The sequence below is a fragment of the Psychrobacter sp. CX90 genome (assembly GCF_057396305.2).
In genome coordinates this window covers 49,152-70,329 of record NZ_CM182008.1, presented here as the reverse complement: position 1 = coordinate 70,329, position 21,178 = coordinate 49,152, and the positions used below count along the sequence as shown (strand labels likewise).

The following is a 21,178-nucleotide window of genomic DNA, read 5'->3' as shown; positions in this document are numbered from 1 at the left end:
TAATGATGACGGATAGTATCCATTTGATAAAATCAAGCTTAGACTATGAACCATTAATATTATCTAGATAATATCGGTGGCATACTAAAATATACTAGGATGATATATAATTATTTTTTATACACTGTAAGAACTTTAGTTATTAGTTAAAGATGTGATTAACATACTTATTACTAAGCAGCGGAACCCCTTATATGAGTCGCATCGTTTTAAGCACCTCTTCCACTGGACTTGATAATCTTAATATTCGGAGTGATATTCAAACCATTCAACTAAGAATATATATCAATAATGTGGAATTTGTGGATGGCAAAAATATTAATACTAAATCCTTGCAGTATATGATGCAAGAAGTAAGTAAGTCGCCTATATATATAGCATCCGCACCTGCTATTGAAGTTGCTGAAATTTTGACCAAATTACAGAGTGCTAATGTTAAAGAGGTTTTTGTTACAACCCTATCCTCAGCAATGTGTAATAGCTATAACCTTATAAAAAAAGTATCTCAAAGCTTTCAAGATAGCATGGCGATAACGGTCTATGACTGCAAAGACTTAGGCAGCTGCGAATCACTCTTTGCGTTAGAAGCAGAGTCTTTAATGAATCAAGGCCATAGTATGCCTAGGATTGTAGACCGTTTGGATGAGCTGCGTGCTAGCTACCAGATGTTATTTGCGGTTGAAGATTTAGCAAGTTTCAATCGGAACTCAACAAACTATCAACCCTATGTATCTGGAGATTTTTTTAATAATTTATTAGGAATTAAGCCTATTTTACAAGCCACCCAAGAGGGTCAAGTCATTCCGGTCAGTAAAGCCCGCAATTTGAATAGAGCGCTAGAGTATATTATTCACGAATTAGGCGATATTGTACAAAGAGTTGACTCATTTGCCTATGTACTAAGTAGTGGCCAAAAAAGCTTAGATGACCAATTCGTCAATCTACTTAAGAAAAAAACAGGCATAAATAGCATTGCTGTTGTACCCGCTTCAACTATTGGGCTGACCAATTATGGACCCACTGGGGTTGGGCTAGGTGTATTTTACGGGCAAATACCCTATGCTGCTAGGCTATGTACACTCTACTAAATTGATGCTGATACTTGAATGACAACCAATCTAGTACCATTGATGGTTCTATGAATCTAATAATTTCTATAAAGGTATAACCGTCGATTCATGATTACCTGCTATAAATCTCGCCTTAGCTTTACCTAAGCCTTAAGAGTAAACGTAAGCTAGAACGCTACTAAACTTAATTCCCGTATCGCTATAATTGACTGATATTGCTAACTTATGGTAGTTTTTTATAGTTTCATTTAGTTAGTAGTTATGCATTAATAGTAATCAATAAATCCTAACTGTCTTGGATCTTCGCACCTGTATTCACGACCTATCATTGGCTATTATCGCCTAAAGCAAACCCCTACTTCGTTAAAATTAGGATTAAATAGAGTGACTACTCAACCCCAACTTTTAACTTAATAGTGCCTTGTATTGATTCATTTTATTCTTAAAACTCTCTGAGTTTAGCTTATGAATAAAGGCTCTAAGCCTTTTTAACGACTGATGACTTCAACTTCATTTGACCAAAACCATCAATCTTGCAATCTATATCGTGATCGTCAGGCGCATCATATAGTAGGCGAATGCTTTTAGCTTTAGTACCTACTTTAAGAGGGGTGGATGAGCCTTTTACCTTTAAATCTTTAATAACGGTTACCGCATCGCCATCTTGTAGTTCATTACCAACGGCATCACGGATAATTGGCGCTGCATCTTCAGCTTCTTCTGCTTCAGAAGTTGTCCATTCATGTGCACACATTGGGCAAACATATAATGCCCCATCTTCATAGGTTAAATCTGAATCACAGCTTGGGCAATTAGGTAAGCTCATCTTATCCTCGCTAATAGTGTTGAGTTAATTTTGGCTTGTATTGTATATTAATTGGTAATACTTTGCTTAACTACGCTCAATACCTTTATCATTTTTAGGTAGAGTGTATTTAGAAAATATGTATTTTACTCAAACAAATATCTTTATATACAATATGGACTGACAATCGACGCTAATAACCATAATAATAAACAATAAACTAGGATATCTAACTATGAACATACCAACTTTTAAACAAATAACTTTACAAGGTGCAGATGTCGCCACTTTTTTACAATCCCAACTTACTGCTAATATCAATAAACTCGATTCAAGATATCAAGCCACAGCAATTGCTAATTTAAAAGGGCGGATAGAGTTTGGCGTCTGGGTAAAGAAAATTGATGATACACAGTTTATGGTCGTGATCAGTGAGGACTGTTTGGCCGACCTGCAAGGCCATCTAAAAAAATTTGGGGCATTTTCAAAATTTACCACCTCTGAGCCAGAGAACATTTACCCCTATGTTAAAGAGGAAGTAGCTACTTTCACGCCCAATGAAGCTGAATCAAATATATCGGCTTGGATGAGTCAAAGCATAGCGACAGGCAACTATTGGATTACCAAGGCCACACAAGGCATGTTTCAGCCACAAGAGCTGCGTCTACATCAACGTGGGGGCGTGCATTACGACAAAGGTTGTTACCTTGGACAAGAAGTGATTGCCCGTATTTACTTTAAGGCAGCCCCCAAAGCTTTTTTACATCGAGTCCAAGGAGAAGGAAAAACACCTAACGCAGGTAACACCTTAGATAAAATACAAGTAGTTAATGCCGTTGCCAATCAAGATGACTCAGGATATGAAGCATTGGTCGTTGCTCGCCCCGAACACATAGCGGAAAGTGAACTGAACGTTTTAGATCTCCCATCAGCCTTACAGGTAAGTGTCGGACGTAATAGCTAAGTCAGGAAATTCCGAGCATTAAAACTTAGGTCGTTAAAACTTAGATCATTAAAATTAAAGGTAGCCTGATAATATTCTAAAGCTATCTTTAATATTAGATATATTCATAAGCCAAAGTTAGGAAATTTTTAGAATAAACTGAGTCGATACGAGGCATCATTAAGTTAAAAGCTCGGGTTGAATCGTCACTCTATTTAATCGTGAATTTAATCCTAATTTTAACGAAGTAGTGGCTTATTTTAAGCGAGAATAGCCAATTATAGGTTGTGAAGACAGGTTCTTAAATAACGTATGCAAATAAATGACCTATGTAAGTAGCGCTCTTTTACTACTTAGTAGTATTTACCGTTATTGTCCCTGCCTATTATTTTACACAGTTCTAGTCGCCTTTTTTATCGGTATTCTCTAACATCCTTCTCAATGGTTTGATTAAGGCTCAAGCCTTATCTTTTGAAGGCTATCTTGCTGTGATTTTGCAATGTCATCCTTTTACCTATAGTGTTCTACTCTTAAAAGTGCTCTACTCTTAAAGCAAATATTATTCTATAACAGGTAAAATTATAAAATATGTAAGTCCATGCTTACAAAGGTAACTAGGCGATTGTACTCGATTTTAATTTTTACCAAAACACTAATATTTATAGCTTATCTCAAACATGAAGCATACAGATTGAAGTGTTAATTGATTCAATAGTCTATATAATAATAATCGCATAAAAGATTATGCAATTATTAATTAAGGCATAAATTAATTTAATTAATATCTAATTAATAATGTGTTAATTAACTTTAACTGACTTTGCCTAGTCAATATTGATGTTTATATTGATAACAACAAATTCTACTGATCATAAGAAGAGAGTTACTATGAACAAAGAAACTATTAAAGGCGACTGGAACCAGCTTAAAGGTAGCGTTAAACAGCAATGGGCTGAACTGACAGAAGATGACTTATCTCACATCGAAGGTAGTTTCGATAAATTGGTCGGGAAAGTTCAGGAACGCTATGGTTTAGCGAAAGATAAAGTTGAACAAGAAGTTCGTGAGTGGCGCGCTAAACACGACCTATAACTGTTTATTAGTCTAATTAACGTTTATATTGTATAGACATACTGAAAGCATACTGATGGTTATCTTAAATATGATTAAACCTTAGGGCTAATTTTAATTAATATTGAGTAGTCTTTAATTTTTAATATACTTATTAAATTGCTAATCACTGTATTGCACTTCTATCAGTTATATAGGTGCTTAGTTATATACGTGCTTAGTTATAATTGCTATAAGTATACCAATTCTGTCCTGCATTGCATGGGGTAATAAATGAATTTGTTACCTCTCCCACAGTTTATCTAAACACAACAAAGCCGTATGATCTAAATCATACGGCTTTTGTTTTAATCATCCTAATTACTTATCATTTAATATTCCATCCTAGATTATTAAATGATAAATGAGCATCCTGCTCGGCTTGCTTAAAACCAGTTCTAGGTTATTAAAACTTAGAACTAACATCCTTGCTAATTATCATCGCACCAAATCATACTAGATCTGGTACTCATGACCGCTATTTCAAACGCTCATGTTAACAGTAAGTTAACATAAATGTTCAAATAGTAGTTATCCATAATACGGTACTCACGTTACTGAGCGCTCAATCCTTGAGTCATCATCCTTGATGCCGTAGAGCTATAGTCTCAAATTATCTGCAGTATTAGTAGTGGCAATAGCGTCTTGTTGTGTAAGCATATGCTTACACAACAAGATGCTATTGCCATTACCTTTATTTATATTACCTCAACTGAATTTAACATTGAAATTATTTATTTTTTTTTGAGTTTAACGTATCAGCGGCTAACATAATTTTCGCAGCTTCAACAACATAGGCTTCATTTTCTGGAAGTTGAGGACGTTCACTATCTTTTAAACGGCTTCTTTCTTCAAAACGTGCTTCCACTGCTGCCTGATAAGCTATCCAATTGGGGTATGGTTTTTCGCCTGTAGCAATACGACGTGCGTTTTCAGCTTGCAGGGTTTTATTCTCGATTTCTTTTTGATACGCTCGTCGATTATCAATATTTAGTTGAATAGGTTTCTTATCATCTTCCATGTTACGTATTTGGTTAAGTCTATTTAAATAGACAAACTGAGGATTCGTAGTCTGACGTATAGATGACTGATCATTTAACGTCGCTAAAGTCTCACTTGTAAACTTACCTTCAGGCTTATAAGGCGCTGTTTTTATAGTATCCCATGCCATTGCATTTTTTTGATCACTTTCACTAAACTCTGCTCCCTCATAAATATTTACCAGCTTTACATCAGGTATAACCCCTTTATTTTGAGTACTACCTCCTGTAATACGATAAAATTTACGCTGTGTCAGCGTTGCAGAACCAAGGGCTAAATTATCAAGCTGAATTTGTGCGGTGCCCTTACCCGTTGTACTGCTACCTACCACTAAACCACGACCATAATCTTGAATAGCCGCAGCAAAAATCTCAGAGGCAGATGCCGAAGCTAAGTTGGTAATAACCACCATATTGCCTGTGTATAATTGTTTCCCACCATCTTCATCTTGATAAACCTGAACATTACCACGATTATCACGGATCTGAACCAGTGGTCCTTCTTTAATGAACAGTCCCAGCATTTTGGCAACTTCATCAAGCGAGCCACCTGGGTTATTCCGTAAGTCGACTACCAAACCATCAATATGTTGTTTGTTTAGAACCTGAAGTGCATTTTGAGTATCAATGCTGACACTACGATAATTCTGACCATTACGACGTGCTTGATAGTTTAAATAAAAGCTTGGAATCTCAAGTACCCCAATGCGTTTTTCTGTATCACTGCCATCAGGCTTCAGTGTAATAATACGATGATCTACGCCAGAGTCTTCCTGCTCTATCACATCACGAGTAATGACCACATTGCGAGCAGCAGATTCAGGGCTATTAGGCTGCTTTACCTTAACTGTCACATCGGTCCCACGTTTACCACGAATAAGAGCAACCACTTCCCGCGTTGACCAACCCACAACGTCTTGCATTGTTTCGCCATCTTTTGACACTCCGATAATAAGATCATTTGGCTGGATCTGACCGGATTTCGCTGCTGGACCGCCATCAACTAAAGTAACAATCTGGGTATAATCAGGATTTTTACGATATGGTCGGATAGATACACCAATGCCTTCAAGCTGCAAGCTAGACTGTACTTTCATCTCCACTGATTGTACAGGCGCATAATAATTACTATGAGGGTCATAGGTTAAAGTAGCCGTATTTAATATAGACTCCATGATTTCATCACTTTTGATTCGCTCCATCTGCTCTTTCTGACGGTTTAAGCGATTTAAAAGTATCTCACTTGGTGTTCTATCTTCTCCCAGCACTAAATCATTACCGCGAGTTAACTCTGGGTTTTTTAAATAAAGCTCATCACGGGCTTTGTCTTCTTCTTGACCTAAGGTCAGGTTAATGACCTGAAATGCCAGTTGACGCTCCCAGTAACTACGCTGCTCATCTTTCGTTTTAAATCTAGGCGCTTCTTCTCTATCTACCACAATATAATCTTTACGATTTAAATTAATGTCTTCTTTCAAAAAAGCATCAGAAAACTGATAAAACTCTTTTGAGCGTTGACGATAGCGATTAAATACCTGCTGAGCAGCACTCAAATCCCCTTGCTTCAATAACCTAGCGAATGAAGCACCATAACGTCCGGTCATCTCATCAATATCAGATTGCAAAAACAGTGTATGATTCGGATCTAACCGATCAAAATACATATTTAAGATTTTGCGACCCATCTCTTCATCGAGTCTGATATTAGAGTAATGCCCTCTATCAAGCAGCGCAGCAACTTGACGAGTGGTTTGTTTTTGCTCAGGGGTGGCCACAAACTCGGCATAGTCTGCAGCCGCAGCAATAGAGTAACTTTGAGAAAAGACAATACCTGCCACACCAATTGCAGCTACACTTAATACCAATTGTGATGGTTTAAAATTCATGAAAAGCTCTCTTATTTTTTATATAAACACTCAACTATGCGAAGATATTAGCATAACACTTGAAGATTGACTGTCTTAAACTGTATTAGCATTCTTACCAAATGTTATATCATTTGGTCTTAGCAACTTTTATTGTAATAATAACCCAATAGATTTAAATAGTTGTTAAATTTGACTCAGAAAAACGTAAAACTATAAATTTATTAAATTCAAGATAACGGGTTTACTAACTAAAATCAGCTATTAGCATTATTCCTAAATAGCGTATGCTAATCGATTAAAATACAAAAGGTAATAAGTATGTTCGGCTCAATAATGATTGATGTGGCAAGCATTTGTTTAAGCAGTGATGACAGATCTGTATTAAAAAACCCTGAAGTTGGCGGCATTATTTTGTTTTCTCGAAATGTTGAGACGCCCGAACAAATACGTGCATTGTGCGATAACATTCGCCAAATTGACAGCCATATTATAATAGGTGTCGATCAAGAAGGGGGGCGAGTTGCCAGACTTCGTCAAGGGTTTACCCCGCTTCCTGCAATGGGTAAATTAGGTAGCCTATTTAATAAGGATCCTTGTAGGGCGTTAAGTTTAGCATACGACTGTGGTTATTTAATGGCGGCAGAAGTTATGGCTGTTGGTATCGATATTAGCTTTGCTCCAGTGTTGGATATAGATAATATTAGTCAGGTAATTGGCGATCGTAGTTTTCATCAACGTACTGAGGGCGTAGTGGCTTTATCTATGCAGTTTATGCGGGGCATGAAAGCGGCAGGTATGGCAACGACAGGAAAACATTTCCCTGGCCATGGCGCTACAGCTGCAGATTCTCATGTAGCGGATGCTATCGATGAGCGGAGTTTTGAACAAATCGAAACGGTTGACTTACAGCCCTTTATTCAATGTATGCCTTGGTTAGATGCGTTAATGCCTGCTCATGTTATTTTTAACAAAGTAGACAATAAACCAGCGGGATTTTCAAAAATATGGCTACAAGATATCGCTCGTAAGCGACTTGGCTTCGATGGGGTCTTATTCTCAGATGATTTATCCATGAAGGCTGCGCAAGTTGCAGGCGATGTAGGTGATAGGGTTGTTGCAGCGCTTACTGCGGGATGTGATATGGCTTTGGTATGTAATGACAGAGAATCTGCGCTACTCGCAATTCAAACTGCAAAAGACCTACCCAAACCCAATCAAACCCGTCTTGGCACTATGCGTAGTGGTATACCAAAGTGGTTAGGTAGCTTAGAGAAAACCTGCTCACAATTTGAATATTGGGAAAAATCAAAAGCAAACGTGACCAAGGCTTTTTTTAACGACAATGGCAACTATGACCCATTAAAAGATCCTACTAGCTATAGTCGTTAATTTTGAACTTGCCTTATCAAAACTTGCCTTATGAAAATAATGGAAATTGTTCCTGCTACCCACTAAGTAAGTCTCATACCGTATAGTCAAAGTTGTCTAAAAGATTTCAGTATCAAGCACGGTTGCGCTACTACCCAAGATAGTAGATTGAGCGATCTGTGTTTGCCAAGTAACTGTTGTAAGCTTAATATCAAGATTTAGTCTCTTTTATACTCCTTTAAAACACTTTTAAAATCACTTTTAGGTCTCTTCTTCAAATCATTTCAATAATAGCAAGTTGATCGTTGGGTCACTATCATAAAAAACCGCCTAACATGCGTTAGGCGGTTCCAAATTAATCTTATTATTTATCAGTTAGTTTTAAACCACTAACTTTTAAGATCAATGATTTACTGATTGTTAAATTCTAAAAGATTATTGAGTTTTAGAAGGATCATCTTGATCTGGCATAATATCGTCATTATCAGCATCTAATGGATTCATGTCTGGATCAGGCATACCATCATTATTATTCGCATCAAGAGGCTTCATGTCTGGATCAGCTTTAACATTAGAGTCTTCAGCGACTAAAATGGCATTATCTGCCTCCATAGTTTCATCATATACTTTAAATTCGATACGACGGTTACGGAAACGACCTTGCTCAGTTTCATTGGTTGCAATTGGGTCTGCCTCGCCCATACCTTTGATCATCAACTTAGACTCATCGGCCCCTTTTGATACAAGGTAATCTTTCACTGCTTGAGCACGGCGCTGTGATAACTCATTGTTATAGGCGTCAGATGCTTGGCTATCTGTATGACCCAAAATCATCAATTTCATTTCAGGTACTTGCTTCATAACATCAACTGCACGGTCTAAAACCGCTTTATTCACATCAGGAATAATTGCTTTATCTACTTCAAAGTTGATTACCTGTAAGCTTAGAGCGCGAGCAACATCTCTAGGATCTGGATTATCGCCTAGTCTATCCATAGCAGCAGTAGCCGCATCAATACTAGATTGAATTTCATTGTCTAAGTTAAGTGGGCCTTCTGCTACCACGTTCATATCTGGCGCAGCGGCTTGTAAATCTGAAACAAGCTTATCTAGCTGTGTTGCATCTGGGGCATCTACTCTGATTTCATTACCTTTAATAACGACATTTGCGTTAGGGGTGTTTTTAACTAGAGGCAGGATTTTATCTAAATGAGCAGCAGCTGGCATATCAGTAGCATAGTCATCATTGATATCAGCACGACATTTATCCGCTTCAGTAGCAAACACATTTTTAACGGCATCCGTGACTGAAGTCGCTAGCCCATCGTTCCCTGCATTAATACGGCAAGCATACAGATCACTGCCTTCTCCTGTTGCAAGGGTTAGGGCTGCTGGCTCTAATAAAGTTTCGCCAGCAACATCCTCTTCAGCTGACTGTTCAACCGTATCTGCTGGTGCTGCTACAGGTTGCGGATTATCTTGACATCCCTTTAACAGTGCCCAAGCCAGTGCGCCTAAAATGATTAAACCAATAATCGGTAATAGCGCTTTTAAAAATCCACTTTCTTTCTTTTCTTCACGATGAAGGGGTGCCGTACTTGTAGTATTAGAAATACGTTCGCCAGTCTGAACATGAGCAGCTGTAGGATCAACGCCTGTAACAGGGGTTACTTCGTCAAGATGACCTGCCAGATAACCCGCGGGCAGGATTGCTGCTGCCCAAGCTGGTATAAGGTCACGGTATGTAGATAGATTATTTCTTAAAAACTGTGGTACTGTTGTCGCACCCGCTAAGGTTTTTAACTCGTTAAGAACCAGAGGTGCTGCTGTTGCAATTAAGCCTTTAACTGACGACTCTTCAACATTATTAGCCGCTGCAAGTTCATGGGTAATACTGTTTTTATGAGCCTCATCGGTCCAAACACGATCAAATAGTCCAAGGTCGTCATTAGATACTTCTTGGGTCGAAATATGACTATATGAATCATCATCTGCTAATTTTGCTGCGAATATAGCGTAAAACTGTTCAAGCAAACTTTCGCTCTTTGGATCTCGATTATTACCTAAAACAGCAGGGGTAACGGTTCGTATTAAATGACCGATAACATCCATAAAAAATTCTCCTAAATTGATTAAAAATATATGATGACGATAAATTATACTGTTGTAAACTAACCAGTTATTATTAATAAAGCAGTAATCAATGACAAATATCTCATTAATAAGTTGCTTATATCATTAATAATTGGAACGCTGCTTAATCATAAAACCAATGCCAGCATATATCATATATACATGGTAAAATCAATAAATAAGCAAATAGTTTTTTATAAGATCACTTATAAACAAGTCAGCAATTTACTTAAAACTTTCAGTACTAAGTATCTATTCATCATTCTTATGAATTACAATACCTGAAATTAAAATCTACTCCGTTACATTTAGGTTAATAGTCAGTTAACCCTTGTTACAAATACATGAATAATACAAATTAAACCATTACTGGGGAAGTTAATTGGAACGTTTATTAAATAACCATACAACTATTATCGTCGTCATTACCGTTATTATCAGTCTATTAGCATGGCAAAATAAAACCTTGTTAAACAAACTGATCTTTTATCCGCCAGAAGTTAATAAGGGCCAATGGTACCGATTTTTATCGCACGGGTTTATTCATGCTGACAGCTTCCATCTACTGTTTAATATGTTTACGCTGTTCTCCTTTGGTATATTTATGGAGAGTTTTTTTAACCAGTATTTAGGCGGATTTGGTTTTGTTGTTATGTATCTTTTGGCAATTATCGTCGCCATAATTCCGAGTTATTTACAGAATAAAGACAATCCTCGTTATCGAAGTCTAGGAGCATCTGGAGGTGTCTCCGCTGTACTTTTTGCTTTTATTTTAATTAAACCTTGGAGTACGCTTCTGATATTTGGGGTTATCCCGATCCCTGCCATTGTTTTTGCTATTGCTTATGTTGGCTATAGTGTTTATGCCAATCACAAAGGCAATTCCAATATCAATCATTTAGCTCACTTATGGGGCGGTGCTTTTGGTATGGCTGCTACGATAGCTTTAGAGCCAAACGTCATTCCGCACTTTATTTCAGCTCTATTAAACCCAAGCTTTTGATGACTGCTCATAAAGAACACCTAATTTGTCAATATAGTTCATAAATAAATACAGTTGAAACCATCAACGTGTTAAAACTATTACTGCCAATGATCTAACGACTCCACTTATTAAGTTTGATTGAGTTAAAGGATAATAAGCGCGGACTGCCAGTCTAAATGACATAAAAAAGCACTTATAAAGTCAGACGCCTTTATAAGTGCTTTTTTTATAAGTGCTTTTTTTTATAAGTATCTTGTTTATGTTGGCCCGCTATACGCTATATTATATACGACCTAATATAACCTACTTACTACGGTACGCCTCTTTTAAACCTGAAATGACCATTTCTAGTAACTCAGGGTTACCATCACGTGCTGCTTTACGCATTAAGGTGGAAGGTGGATGAGAGAGCATTTGTGTCAAGCTACGTGTTAGTTCTGCCATTACATCTTCAACCGGCTCTTCAGTGGTATGCAAACGATGTAATGATTTAGCAAGTACATCTGCTGCTTTTTGTTCCGCCAACATACGATAGTCATAAATATCGTGCCCCACTTTGCGTACCTGATAGCGTCGCTCAATCTCAACCACCAAGTGACTAACCAATAGCTCAGCTTCAACAGCTGCCTGTCGACGTTTTTCCAAGTTGCCTGCAATAACATGTTGCAAATCATCAATAGAGTATAGATAAACATCATCAAGCTTACCAACGCTTGAATCGATATCCCGAGGTACCGCCAAATCAACCATTAACATCGGCTTATAACGGCGCATTTTTAGCGCACGTTTTGTCATTTTTTTGTCAATCAATACGTTCATGCTACCACTACAGCTACTGACAATATCAGCATGAGGCAGTAATTCTGATAACTCAGATAGTGGATGAACTTCAATCTGTAAATTAGGATGTTTTAACTCTGCAGCAAGCCGTTGCGCCCGCTCAGGTGTGCGATTGCATATCAAAATGCGACGCACCCCAAGCTCTGCAATGTGCTGAGTAACCAAACGATTCATTTCGCCCGCAGCAATAACTAACAGAGTAGTCTCGGTTGGATCATCAAATATTTGCGTGACCAGTTTTGCAGCGGCAAACCCAAGAGAGATTGCCTGTGTACCAACATCAGTGTCATTACGCACACTCTTAGCCGCCGCAAAAACCTGCTCAACTACCCAATTTAAATGATTGGTAAGGTAACCCTCTGCTTTTGCCTGATTGACTGACTTTTTGATTTGTCCAAAAATCTGAGGTTCACCCAAAATCATAGAATCTAGTCCAGCCGCTACACGCACCCAATGCGTTAACGCCTGAGAGTCAATAAAATCATATAAGTAGGGTTGTACTTCAGTCAGAGGTAGGTGTTTAAAATCTGCTAACCACTGGGTCAGCTGCTCAGCAAATGAATGAACAGCACGAGTGGTCGTATCCGTTGATTTAGTATGTTTCGATTTTCGCTTCGCCATCTCGGTATCTGGTGCTAACGCATAAATTTCAGTACGGTTGCACGTTGATATAATCACGCTTCCAGCGCTAATTTTCTTCAACTCTGCTTGGGCAATACGAATATCATCATCCGCAAACGCTAGTCGCTCCCGCAAGGCGACAGGCGCAGTTTTATGATTAACACCGATGACCACAAAATTCATGTACAGTTTACCAAACTAACGAAGTTGAAAGCTTACAACACAGCCTGTTCAAACATGCTATAGAGTGCATATTTATCACTAAACCAAGATCTGTTAAATATTTAAAAATCAGGACTGCTGATAGCTAAATGTTTGAATATTCAACAGTTACTAAGAACCTGTCTCATAAGCTATAATTGGCTATTTTCGCCTAGAATAAGCCACTACTTCGTTAAAATTAGGATTAAATAGAGTGACTATTCAACCCAAGATTTAACTTAATGGTGCCTCGTTTTGACTCGAATTATTTTAAAAATCCCCTAACTTTCGCTTATAAATACAGGTTCTAACAATTATTAGCCAATTAAATACTTTATTCAAAATTTACACCATAAATTCTGATGCTAAGCAATAAAACTGTGAATTATATCATTGAATGCTAATTCAATCATGAAAACTATAGCCAATCTATAATATAGTTGATATAAACATAACTCATTCAACAAAATACCGGTTAATGACACTGATGTTTCCCATCACTCATTGTTCAGTCAGATGAACAACTTATAGTTTTGACCCAAATATACATTTAAAATTCAGCTACAGAGTCATCCTTTAATAATTATTACTACATTTAATAGATGACAATCAAATGAACCGTAACGTGAGCAATCCATCAATGTCCTATTCTAAGCATGATAAACATAGACCAAACTTAGGCTCTAAAGCCGTTGAAAATTATGCAAGTAGTGCAAAAGGTAAGGCTGGTTTTAATCGTATTCTTAATGCTGCTAGATTTTCTACAGATGGTTTTTTAGCAGCTTATAAGAATGAAGCAGCATTTCGCCAAGTCTTTTGGTTAAATCTAGTTTTGTTTATCGCACTGGTGTTTATTCCATTTGTCATCAGCATTAAAATGGTTTTGGTATTTGCCTCCTTTTTATCCCTCATTGTAGAGCTTTTTAACACAGGACTTGAAGCCAGTATTGACCATACTTCTACTGAGCGTCATCCACTTGCGAAAATAGGTAAAGATGTGGGATCAGCAGCTCAGTTTTTAGCATTAACTCTGCTAAGCATACTATGGATAATGGCACTCTGGTCAACCTATGTATAATTTAAGGCATGCTGTATATTTGTTATTGAATAACGTCATACTCTATTAAACATTATTAATGAAAGCCATAGCCTATGAAACAGCATTTGTCATTAACATCATGTTCATTTAACGAGCTTATATCATGAGTACCCCAGTATTGACTGCCTCATCAGCCGTTCTAAATACTACTATCTGTCCTACTGTCTATCTAGGCACAGGCGGCTACAGTGATACTGATATGCTCGGAACGCTATATCCTATTGGCACAAAGAAAACGGATTTTTTGGCTGAATACGCCAAACAGTATGGTGCGGTTGAGATTAATAGCACCTTTTACGCGCCTATAGGTCATAAAGCTTTCGAGGGTATGCTCAGAAAATCAGAAGGTCGTATAAGATTTGCTATTAAACTGCATCAGGGCTTTAGTCATGCGCGCAATGCAACGGCTGAACACGCCTCAGCATTTATTAGTGCTCTACAGCCAATTATTGAAGCAGACTGCTTAGCACCATTGCTGATTCAATTTCCGCATGGATTTGATAGAACAGTTGCCAATCGTTTGTACTTAGCAAAATTAACGGATTGGTTCAGTGATTATCCGTTAGCGGTTGAGTTTCGTCATGCCAGCTGGCACACTGCACAGGTTGAGCACAGCTTTCAGGAACATGGGTTAATTTGGTGTAGTGTCGATTACCCAAAAGTAAATGGGTTACCTAACTCGCGTTTGTTATTCACTCAAACTAATAATCAATCAAGAGTTCATCAGTGTCGAAAACGCACTGGCTACCTACGTATGCATGGCAATAATTTAAACTGGTGGAATGTTATGTCTGCCAGTGAGCGCCATGATTATCGTTATTCAAATGACGAAATGAAAGCATGGGCTCAAGCGATTGCTAACCAACGCCAACACTTTGATGAGCTATATGTATTTTTTCAAAACTCAACCAAAGCTCATGCTTATTATAATATAGCCATGTTACGAGATGCTTTGACTGATTTAGAGTTTAAAGTTTTATGACCTTCTTTTGATTTTTTTAGTCAGACCTGAAATTATTTAACCCTTACATTCCAATAACATACACTACCTTACCAATAACATACTTAATATCTACCCACCCCATATCATCCTCACTGACACTTGCCGCTGGATTATCGCCGCATAGCCTTAGCCTGACCAATCGAGACTTAGCTGACTGTAGATTTAATAGCTTTGAAGTTATTGGCTTTAAATCAATGAGTTGCTGCTGTTTAACCGCACTACATTTATGCATAGCACATTTATCCATAGCATAATCAAGCTTTGTGACTCGTTTGATAATCTGTCCGTATTTCGGATGATTGACCACCACTATATCCCCGACTTTAAGCGCTGTTGCTAATGCTAAATAATGACTTATAAAATGACCTATAAACGGCAGTTTGTTCAATAGGTGTATAGGCTTATTAAACCGTTTTGATTGCCATACCAATACAAAAGCACCCGACTCAAGAGACGGGTGCATGCTACTACCAGTTACTTTTAAAATACTTAACTTCATCAGGTGGATGATTCCTTTAAGGGGAAATTACCCTGGCTTAACTTAGCCTAACCTTGGATAAACTGTTTCGACTTTTGGCTCATAGGGACAAGTCGCTCGATACGTTTCGATCCCTTTTGAATCCCAAAAAGCTTCAGCGAATTCATTGACCAAGGCGACTAGCTTTTCAGCTTTTTCAATACTGGTATTTTGCTTTGCGGCAGAGCCCGCCAGCATAATGTCATGTGTCAGTTTATGAATATTCGGATACTTATCTAATAAGTTACCTTTAAAGTAATCGCCCCAAATAATACGAATTTCATGTTTAACAGATTCCGCATGCTTTTCTTTATCTTCGACTAAACGCACAAATTTTGCCATGTCTTCACGGCTATCACTTAGGCCGTCAATTTGTTGACAATAACGTAGTACACTTAAAGCAAAAATCTGAGCTGGGGTCGTGTCATATATACCGCATGGGATATCGCAATGAGCCGATACTTGATTAAAGGGTATCATTTTATCAATTTTGTGTAATAGTGCATGTAACATAATAACTTCCTTATATTAAGTTTAAAGTGGCTTTACTACTTTGTTATTTTATTTTTTTTGTTTCGCAAACTGACGATAAACAAACCAACCACAAACAACAATTGCTAAGGTAATTGAACCGTAAAATAGAATATGCATAAGCATAGACTCATTAGCAGCATGATCATGGCCTGGATGAGCTATTGCGCTGTTAGCTATGACAACATAAGAAAATATAGCCATGACTGTGGCAGATAATAGCTGAGGGAACCTTTGTTTTTTCATAATAGTCTCATTCGTAATAGTGTCTTAGATAGATATCAGATGGACATTAAGGTAAGTCGCACGATTTATTAAATTATTGTTGTTTGTTGTGAGCGGATTCAGAAGTAGACCAGAGCTGCGACAAAGGGGCTAATTTTTGAAACATTAAAATTTAGGATTATCACGATTAACTGCTTAACCTCTTAATACCCACATATTAATACCCCCATAATCTAAAAAAGGTTGAATTTACCTGAATAAAATACCATAACCCGAATCATTGAAAATGTAAATGATAATTATTAATGTTTGAGAATATTATATATAAAATTTAGCTAAGCTATAAACAAGAAAAAGGATGCTCTAAGGCATCCTTTTTTGATTTAACTAAGGGTTAATAAGGTTTTAAGCTAGGACATGTATTTAACTGGTACTTGACACATCGTTCAAATATCTAAATACAATTTACTCTTCAACCCCAGCGTCTTGACCTTTATATTTCGCATTCGCATAATCCCAGTTTACTAACTTATCTAAAAAAGTGTCGACATAGTCAGGACGGCGATTACGGTAATCAATGTAATAAGCATGCTCCCAAACATCACATGTTAGAACGGCAACTTTATCATGAGCAAGTGGTGTGTCTGCATTAGCCGTTTTCATGATAGAAAGCTTACCGCCTTCAGAATCAGCAACTAACCAAGCCCAACCTGACCCGAATTGGGAAGTAGCAGCATTTTTAAACTCTTCACGGAATTTATCATATGAACCAAAATCTTCTTCGATTTTAGCTTTCAAGTCACCAGTAGGTTCTCCCCCACCATTTTCTGGAGTCATGCAGTTCCAGTAGAAAGTGTGGTTCCAAACTTGAGCAGCTTGGTTAAACATAGTTTGCTTACTATCATCTTTTGCTGTTGCTTTGATGATTTCAGATAACTCTTTATCCTCAAGACCAGAACCAGGTAATAGTTCATTGAGTTTGTTCACATAAGCTGCATGGTGTTTGTCATGATGGAATTCCAAAGTTTCAGCACTAATGTGTGGCTCTAAGGCATCTTTTGCATAAGGTAGATCTGGTAGAGAAATCTTTGACATATTATTTTATCCTTGGCTGATTTAGTCTTCTGATTTACAGACTGTGCTCTGTTATAAAGTTATCAAAACAGGTTGCACAAGCTAAAGTGGCTATTTTTTGTTAATGTCTATTTTTAACGCATTTATCACACGTCTATTAAAAAAATAAAACTTATGAGCGATAGTTTCTGATCACTGCAAAAGCAATACTATCATAACTTGATAAACGTTTTAATTAAATACCAGTTTCTAATCACGCTCACTCTAATCACGCTAAGCAATACGTTTTTTAATCATGCTTTTAATCAATTATGGTAAGTGCTTAACAAGTCATGTTTTTATTATAGCAATTGATGTTGGCAAACTCAGTTACACAATGTTATCCACTGTAACTTGTTAACATCAATGATTAGAACCGCCATATTATTTAAAAAAAATTTTAAATAAAAACAACCATGTAATAGGAGTACTTTATAGGTAATGACTTTTGAATGGTCATTCAATATTTTTAAAGATTTATGCGCTTTTTTCTATGTACAATAACTTAAATAACTGAAAGGCAATAATTATAGGGAGACAATAACGATAAGGATATCCAAAGAAAAACTAACAATCTAATAATTAAAATAATGGGTATGTTTATGATCGCTAAAACTAAGGTTAAACCTAACTTTAACAATGACATTAAAAATGAAGAAACTTGTTGGGTGCTGGCTAGCAACAACAAAGGTAAGTTGGCAGAATTCAAGCGGATGTTTGATGAGGCTCATTTAAACATCAACATTTTGCCTCAGGGCGAACTGGGTATTAAAGAGGCTGTAGAAGATGGCTTAAGCTTTGTTGAAAATGCAATTATTAAAGCGCGGCATGCTAGCCGTATCAGTGGTTTGCCAGCAATAGCCGATGATTCAGGGCTTTGCCTACCTGTACTGGGTAATGCGCCTGGTATTCATTCAGCGAGATACGCAGGCGAACATGGTAATGATGCCAAAAATAACACCAAGCTTATTGCGGACTTACTGCCCTTTAGAAACTCTAATAGAAGCCGTGACTCTGATAGTGGTAAATCACTTAATTCTACAGTCATGGGCTTAACTACTGCAAAAACTGCTACCGCAATAAGTCCTATTCCGATTAGCTCTAGCCCAATCAAAGCGTACTTTGTTTGTGTATTAGTTATGGTGCGACATGCCAATGACCCGCTTCCCATTATTGCTCATGGTTTATGGCAAGGTGAAATATTAGATAGCCCACTAGGCGAACATGGCTTTGGTTATGACCCACTATTTTGGATACCTGAGCTACAGAAATCTTCCGCCCAACTCGATGCCGCAACTAAGAACCAAATAAGTCATCGTGGCCGTGCTATGCAAAGTTTATTGCAACAACTCAAAGATCAATTGTGCTTATAGGGCAATACTTATACCACCATCCTCATAGCACTACTTAACGGATAGAACCATTCATAATCATGGTTTATATAGATGCATTGATGACTTAATAGAAAATATTTCATTATAGAGCTGTCAAAGCTCCTCGTTTAAATATCTCTTATATTCACTACTGGTACTAGCCGTTGATAATAGAGTTAATAATAGTTATGGGAAATGTGATGAACATGGCGAGTTGAAAAAGTAGATTATTTTTTACTTTGATACACAGATAGACTATACTGTTCTACTTTTAAAATTTTACGGAAATTTTGTTCAAGCTCATAAGACATATGGCGTATGCTTAATTGTCCAAGTTTGCCGTTTTCAAATACTTAAGTTTGAATAAAAACTCCAGCAATAAACATATCTACACTTAAAAGTTTTGATGATCATAATCAAACTTTTAAGCGTTTAGAGTATATGCAGTGATAGAGAAGTGATAGTTCCACTTATGATTTTTATGGCAGCGTAGGCGCTAATATTATATAAAGCCTATATCTATATATGATGCATACTACCACTATTCAACCTGTTAACATTTAAATACTTATCAACTAACGACTAATCAACATTAAGGGTTATCCTCCATGGCTAAAGACTTACAAATTACCACAAACAAGCTAAGCGAAAATCAGACTCAACTAACCGTTAAAGTGCCTGTTGAACAAATTCAAAACAAAGTTGAAGGCCGTATTCGTAACGTAGCAAAAACTGCAAAAATTGATGGTTTCCGTAAAGGCAAAGTGCCTATGTCACACATCCGCTCACAATATGGTGCTGGCATTCAGCAAGAAGTTATTAACGACGTCATCCGTGACACTGTATTTGAAGCCATTAAAGCCGAAGACGTTCGTGCTGTGGGTATGCCAAACATTGATGATGTAAAACTTGAAGATGAATTCTTAGTCTATCAAGCAACGGTTGAAATTTTCCCAGAAATAGCAGTTGAAAGCATTAAAGATGTTGAAGTTGAACATCACACGGCATCAATCAGTGATGAAGACGTTGAGACTATGGTTGAAAATCTTCGTAAACAACGTCAAGAATTTGCGGATAAAGAAGGCGCTGCTGAAGAAGGTGATCAAGTCACTTTTGATTTTGAAGGGTCTATTGATGGCGAAAAGTTTGAAGGCGGTTCAGCTGAGGACTTCAAACTTGTATTAGGTAGTGGTCAGATGATTCCTGGCTTTGAAGACGGTATCAAAGGCATTAGTGCTGATGAAGAGAAAACCATCAATGTTACCTTTCCAGAAGATTACCAAGCTGAAAACCTAGCGGGTAAAGAAGCACAGTTTAAAATCAACGTGAAAAAAGTTGAAGAATCAAAACTTCCAGAGATCAATGAAGAGTTCTTAGAACTATTTGGTGTGAAAGAAGGTGGCGTTGAGAAACTTAAAGAAGACGTTCGTAAAAACATGGAACGTGAAATCAAAAATGCCTCACGTAGCCAAGTAAAACAAGCCGCTTTTGATGCTCTATTAGAGAAGAACGAATTTGAAGTACCGCAAGCAATGATTACTCAAGAAACGGAACGTCAACGCAATATGATGATGCAACGTTTTGCCCAGCAGTTTGGTGGCAGTACAGATAACTTTAGTAAAGACATGCTTCCTGATGAGCTTTTTGCAGAGCAAGCATTGCGTGCTGCCCGTCTTGGCATTCTAGTGGCTCGTGTTATCGAAGAAAATGACCTTAAAGTGGATCAAGAACGGGTTGATACCTTTATTAAAGAAGCCGCTGAAAACTACGAAGACCCAGCTGAGGTTATTGAGTTCTACACCAATGACAAACAACAACGTGCAAACATTGAGTCCGTCGTTCTAGAAGATCAAGTCGTAGACTTTTTACTCAAAGACGCTAAAGTAACTGAAAAAGAAGTCGGTTATCAAGAGCTTATCGCCGCTCAACAACAAGCTGCTCAAGCAATGTAATTGATGCAAATAACTTGATTAATAAATAGTTTATTGACGCAACACTCTATTTGTTAATAATGTTAAAAAAGCCCTAACCTATCTAGTTAGGGCTTTTTTTCTAAACGCATCGTACCCTTTTATATAGTTAAAGAAGTCTAAAATGGTTACAAGGCAACCGAGTGCAAGTACTACTGGAGTAGGCTTAACGAGGTTAACGCCGTAACCGTTTAGTAGTTCGCTGACTATAGTAGGCAATTCATAGTAGGTCATTAAGTATGGTATACAGTGACTTACCGTTAAAGATATAAGTAATATATCTTGACAGGTCAACAACCTAAATCTTTATCTTGCCTTTGATGATAGCTGTTTTTTTGTAGCGCTTATCCCCCATTGCCCAAA

Annotated in this window: 16 protein-coding genes and 1 pseudogene; 9 read left to right on the top strand and 8 right to left on the bottom strand. The window is 37.4% G+C overall.

Annotated features, from left to right (window positions below; translation table 11 throughout):
- The first annotated feature begins 194 nt into the window (after positions 1-194).
- Positions 195-1,088: a DegV family protein gene (locus tag AC2SLN_RS00290; protein ID WP_486548976.1), complete on the top strand. Its 894-nt coding sequence runs from the start codon at positions 195-197 to the stop codon at positions 1,086-1,088.
- 460 nt (positions 1,089-1,548) lie between these two features.
- Here AC2SLN_RS00290 and AC2SLN_RS00285 read toward each other — a convergent pair whose 3' ends face one another.
- A complete protein-coding gene (locus AC2SLN_RS00285; RefSeq protein ID WP_486548977.1) occupies positions 1,549-1,896 on the bottom strand; it encodes a zinc ribbon domain-containing protein YjdM in 348 nt (115 codons plus the stop codon).
- A gap of 214 nt (positions 1,897-2,110) precedes the next feature.
- Between AC2SLN_RS00285 and ygfZ the strand changes: the two genes are divergently transcribed.
- Both ygfZ and AC2SLN_RS00275 read left to right on the top strand, forming a co-directional pair.
- Complete coding sequence (ygfZ, locus tag AC2SLN_RS00280; RefSeq protein ID WP_486548978.1) at positions 2,111-2,839, top strand: CAF17-like 4Fe-4S cluster assembly/insertion protein YgfZ; 729 nt, start codon at positions 2,111-2,113, stop codon at positions 2,837-2,839.
- A gap of 867 nt (positions 2,840-3,706) precedes the next feature.
- On the top strand, positions 3,707-3,910 hold the full coding sequence (locus AC2SLN_RS00275; RefSeq protein ID WP_486548979.1) for a CsbD family protein: 204 nt from the start codon (positions 3,707-3,709) through the stop codon (positions 3,908-3,910).
- A 748-nt stretch (positions 3,911-4,658) separates the two neighbouring features.
- Here AC2SLN_RS00275 and AC2SLN_RS00270 read toward each other — a convergent pair.
- On the bottom strand, positions 4,659-6,854 hold the full coding sequence (locus tag AC2SLN_RS00270; protein WP_486548980.1) for a carboxy terminal-processing peptidase: 2,196 nt from the start codon (positions 6,852-6,854) through the stop codon (positions 4,659-4,661).
- A gap of 300 nt (positions 6,855-7,154) precedes the next feature.
- Here AC2SLN_RS00270 and nagZ point away from each other — a divergent pair, with 300 nt between their 5' ends.
- Positions 7,155-8,225 (top strand): beta-N-acetylhexosaminidase, encoded by a 1,071-nt coding sequence (gene nagZ, locus AC2SLN_RS00265; protein ID WP_486548981.1) that lies wholly within the window; start codon positions 7,155-7,157, stop codon positions 8,223-8,225.
- 414 nt (positions 8,226-8,639) lie between these two features.
- Here nagZ and AC2SLN_RS00260 read toward each other — a convergent pair whose 3' ends face one another.
- The gene (locus AC2SLN_RS00260) at positions 8,640-10,316 is read right to left on the bottom strand and encodes an OmpA family protein (RefSeq protein ID WP_486548982.1); all 1,677 of its coding nucleotides are present in this window, start codon (positions 10,314-10,316) and stop codon (positions 8,640-8,642) included.
- A gap of 403 nt (positions 10,317-10,719) precedes the next feature.
- Here AC2SLN_RS00260 and AC2SLN_RS00255 point away from each other — a divergent pair, with 403 nt between their 5' ends.
- Entirely contained in the window at positions 10,720-11,340 is a 621-nt protein-coding gene (locus AC2SLN_RS00255) for a rhomboid family intramembrane serine protease (protein WP_486531577.1), read from the top strand.
- Between the two features lie 285 nt (positions 11,341-11,625).
- Here the strand turns inward: AC2SLN_RS00255 and hemA are convergent, their stop codons facing one another.
- The gene (gene hemA, locus AC2SLN_RS00250; RefSeq protein ID WP_486548983.1) at positions 11,626-12,966 is read right to left on the bottom strand and encodes a glutamyl-tRNA reductase; all 1,341 of its coding nucleotides are present in this window, start codon (positions 12,964-12,966) and stop codon (positions 11,626-11,628) included.
- A gap of 658 nt (positions 12,967-13,624) precedes the next feature.
- Between hemA and AC2SLN_RS00245 the strand changes: the two genes are divergently transcribed.
- Positions 13,625-14,062 (top strand): diacylglycerol kinase, encoded by a 438-nt coding sequence (locus tag AC2SLN_RS00245; protein WP_486549096.1) that lies wholly within the window; start codon positions 13,625-13,627, stop codon positions 14,060-14,062.
- 124 nt (positions 14,063-14,186) lie between these two features.
- Positions 14,187-15,065: a DUF72 domain-containing protein gene (locus AC2SLN_RS00240; RefSeq protein ID WP_486548984.1), complete on the top strand. Its 879-nt coding sequence runs from the start codon at positions 14,187-14,189 to the stop codon at positions 15,063-15,065.
- A gap of 43 nt (positions 15,066-15,108) precedes the next feature.
- Here AC2SLN_RS00240 and AC2SLN_RS00235 read toward each other — a convergent pair whose 3' ends face one another.
- The 4 genes from AC2SLN_RS00235 to sodB all read right to left on the bottom strand — a co-directional run bounded on the left by AC2SLN_RS00235 (position 15,109) and on the right by sodB (position 17,454).
- On the bottom strand, positions 15,109-15,585 hold the full coding sequence (locus AC2SLN_RS00235) for a S26 family signal peptidase (RefSeq protein ID WP_486548985.1): 477 nt from the start codon (positions 15,583-15,585) through the stop codon (positions 15,109-15,111).
- Positions 15,586-15,627: 42 nt separating this feature from the next.
- Positions 15,628-16,116 (bottom strand): superoxide dismutase, Ni, encoded by a 489-nt coding sequence (gene sodN / locus AC2SLN_RS00230; protein ID WP_486548986.1) that lies wholly within the window; start codon positions 16,114-16,116, stop codon positions 15,628-15,630.
- A gap of 48 nt (positions 16,117-16,164) precedes the next feature.
- A complete protein-coding gene (locus AC2SLN_RS00225) occupies positions 16,165-16,380 on the bottom strand; it encodes a hypothetical protein (RefSeq protein ID WP_486548987.1) in 216 nt (71 codons plus the stop codon).
- 444 nt (positions 16,381-16,824) lie between these two features.
- A complete protein-coding gene (gene sodB / locus AC2SLN_RS00220) occupies positions 16,825-17,454 on the bottom strand; it encodes a superoxide dismutase SodB (protein ID WP_486548988.1) in 630 nt (209 codons plus the stop codon).
- Positions 17,455-18,137: 683 nt separating this feature from the next.
- Between sodB and AC2SLN_RS00215 the strand changes: the two are divergent.
- Together AC2SLN_RS00215 and tig are read left to right on the top strand one after the other, a co-directional pair.
- A pseudogene (locus AC2SLN_RS00215) lies at positions 18,138-18,845 on the top strand (non-canonical purine NTP pyrophosphatase); the annotation flags it as partial.
- Between the two features lie 608 nt (positions 18,846-19,453).
- On the top strand, positions 19,454-20,797 hold the full coding sequence (tig, locus tag AC2SLN_RS00210; protein WP_486548989.1) for a trigger factor: 1,344 nt from the start codon (positions 19,454-19,456) through the stop codon (positions 20,795-20,797).
- Positions 20,798-21,178: the final 381 nt, after the last annotated feature.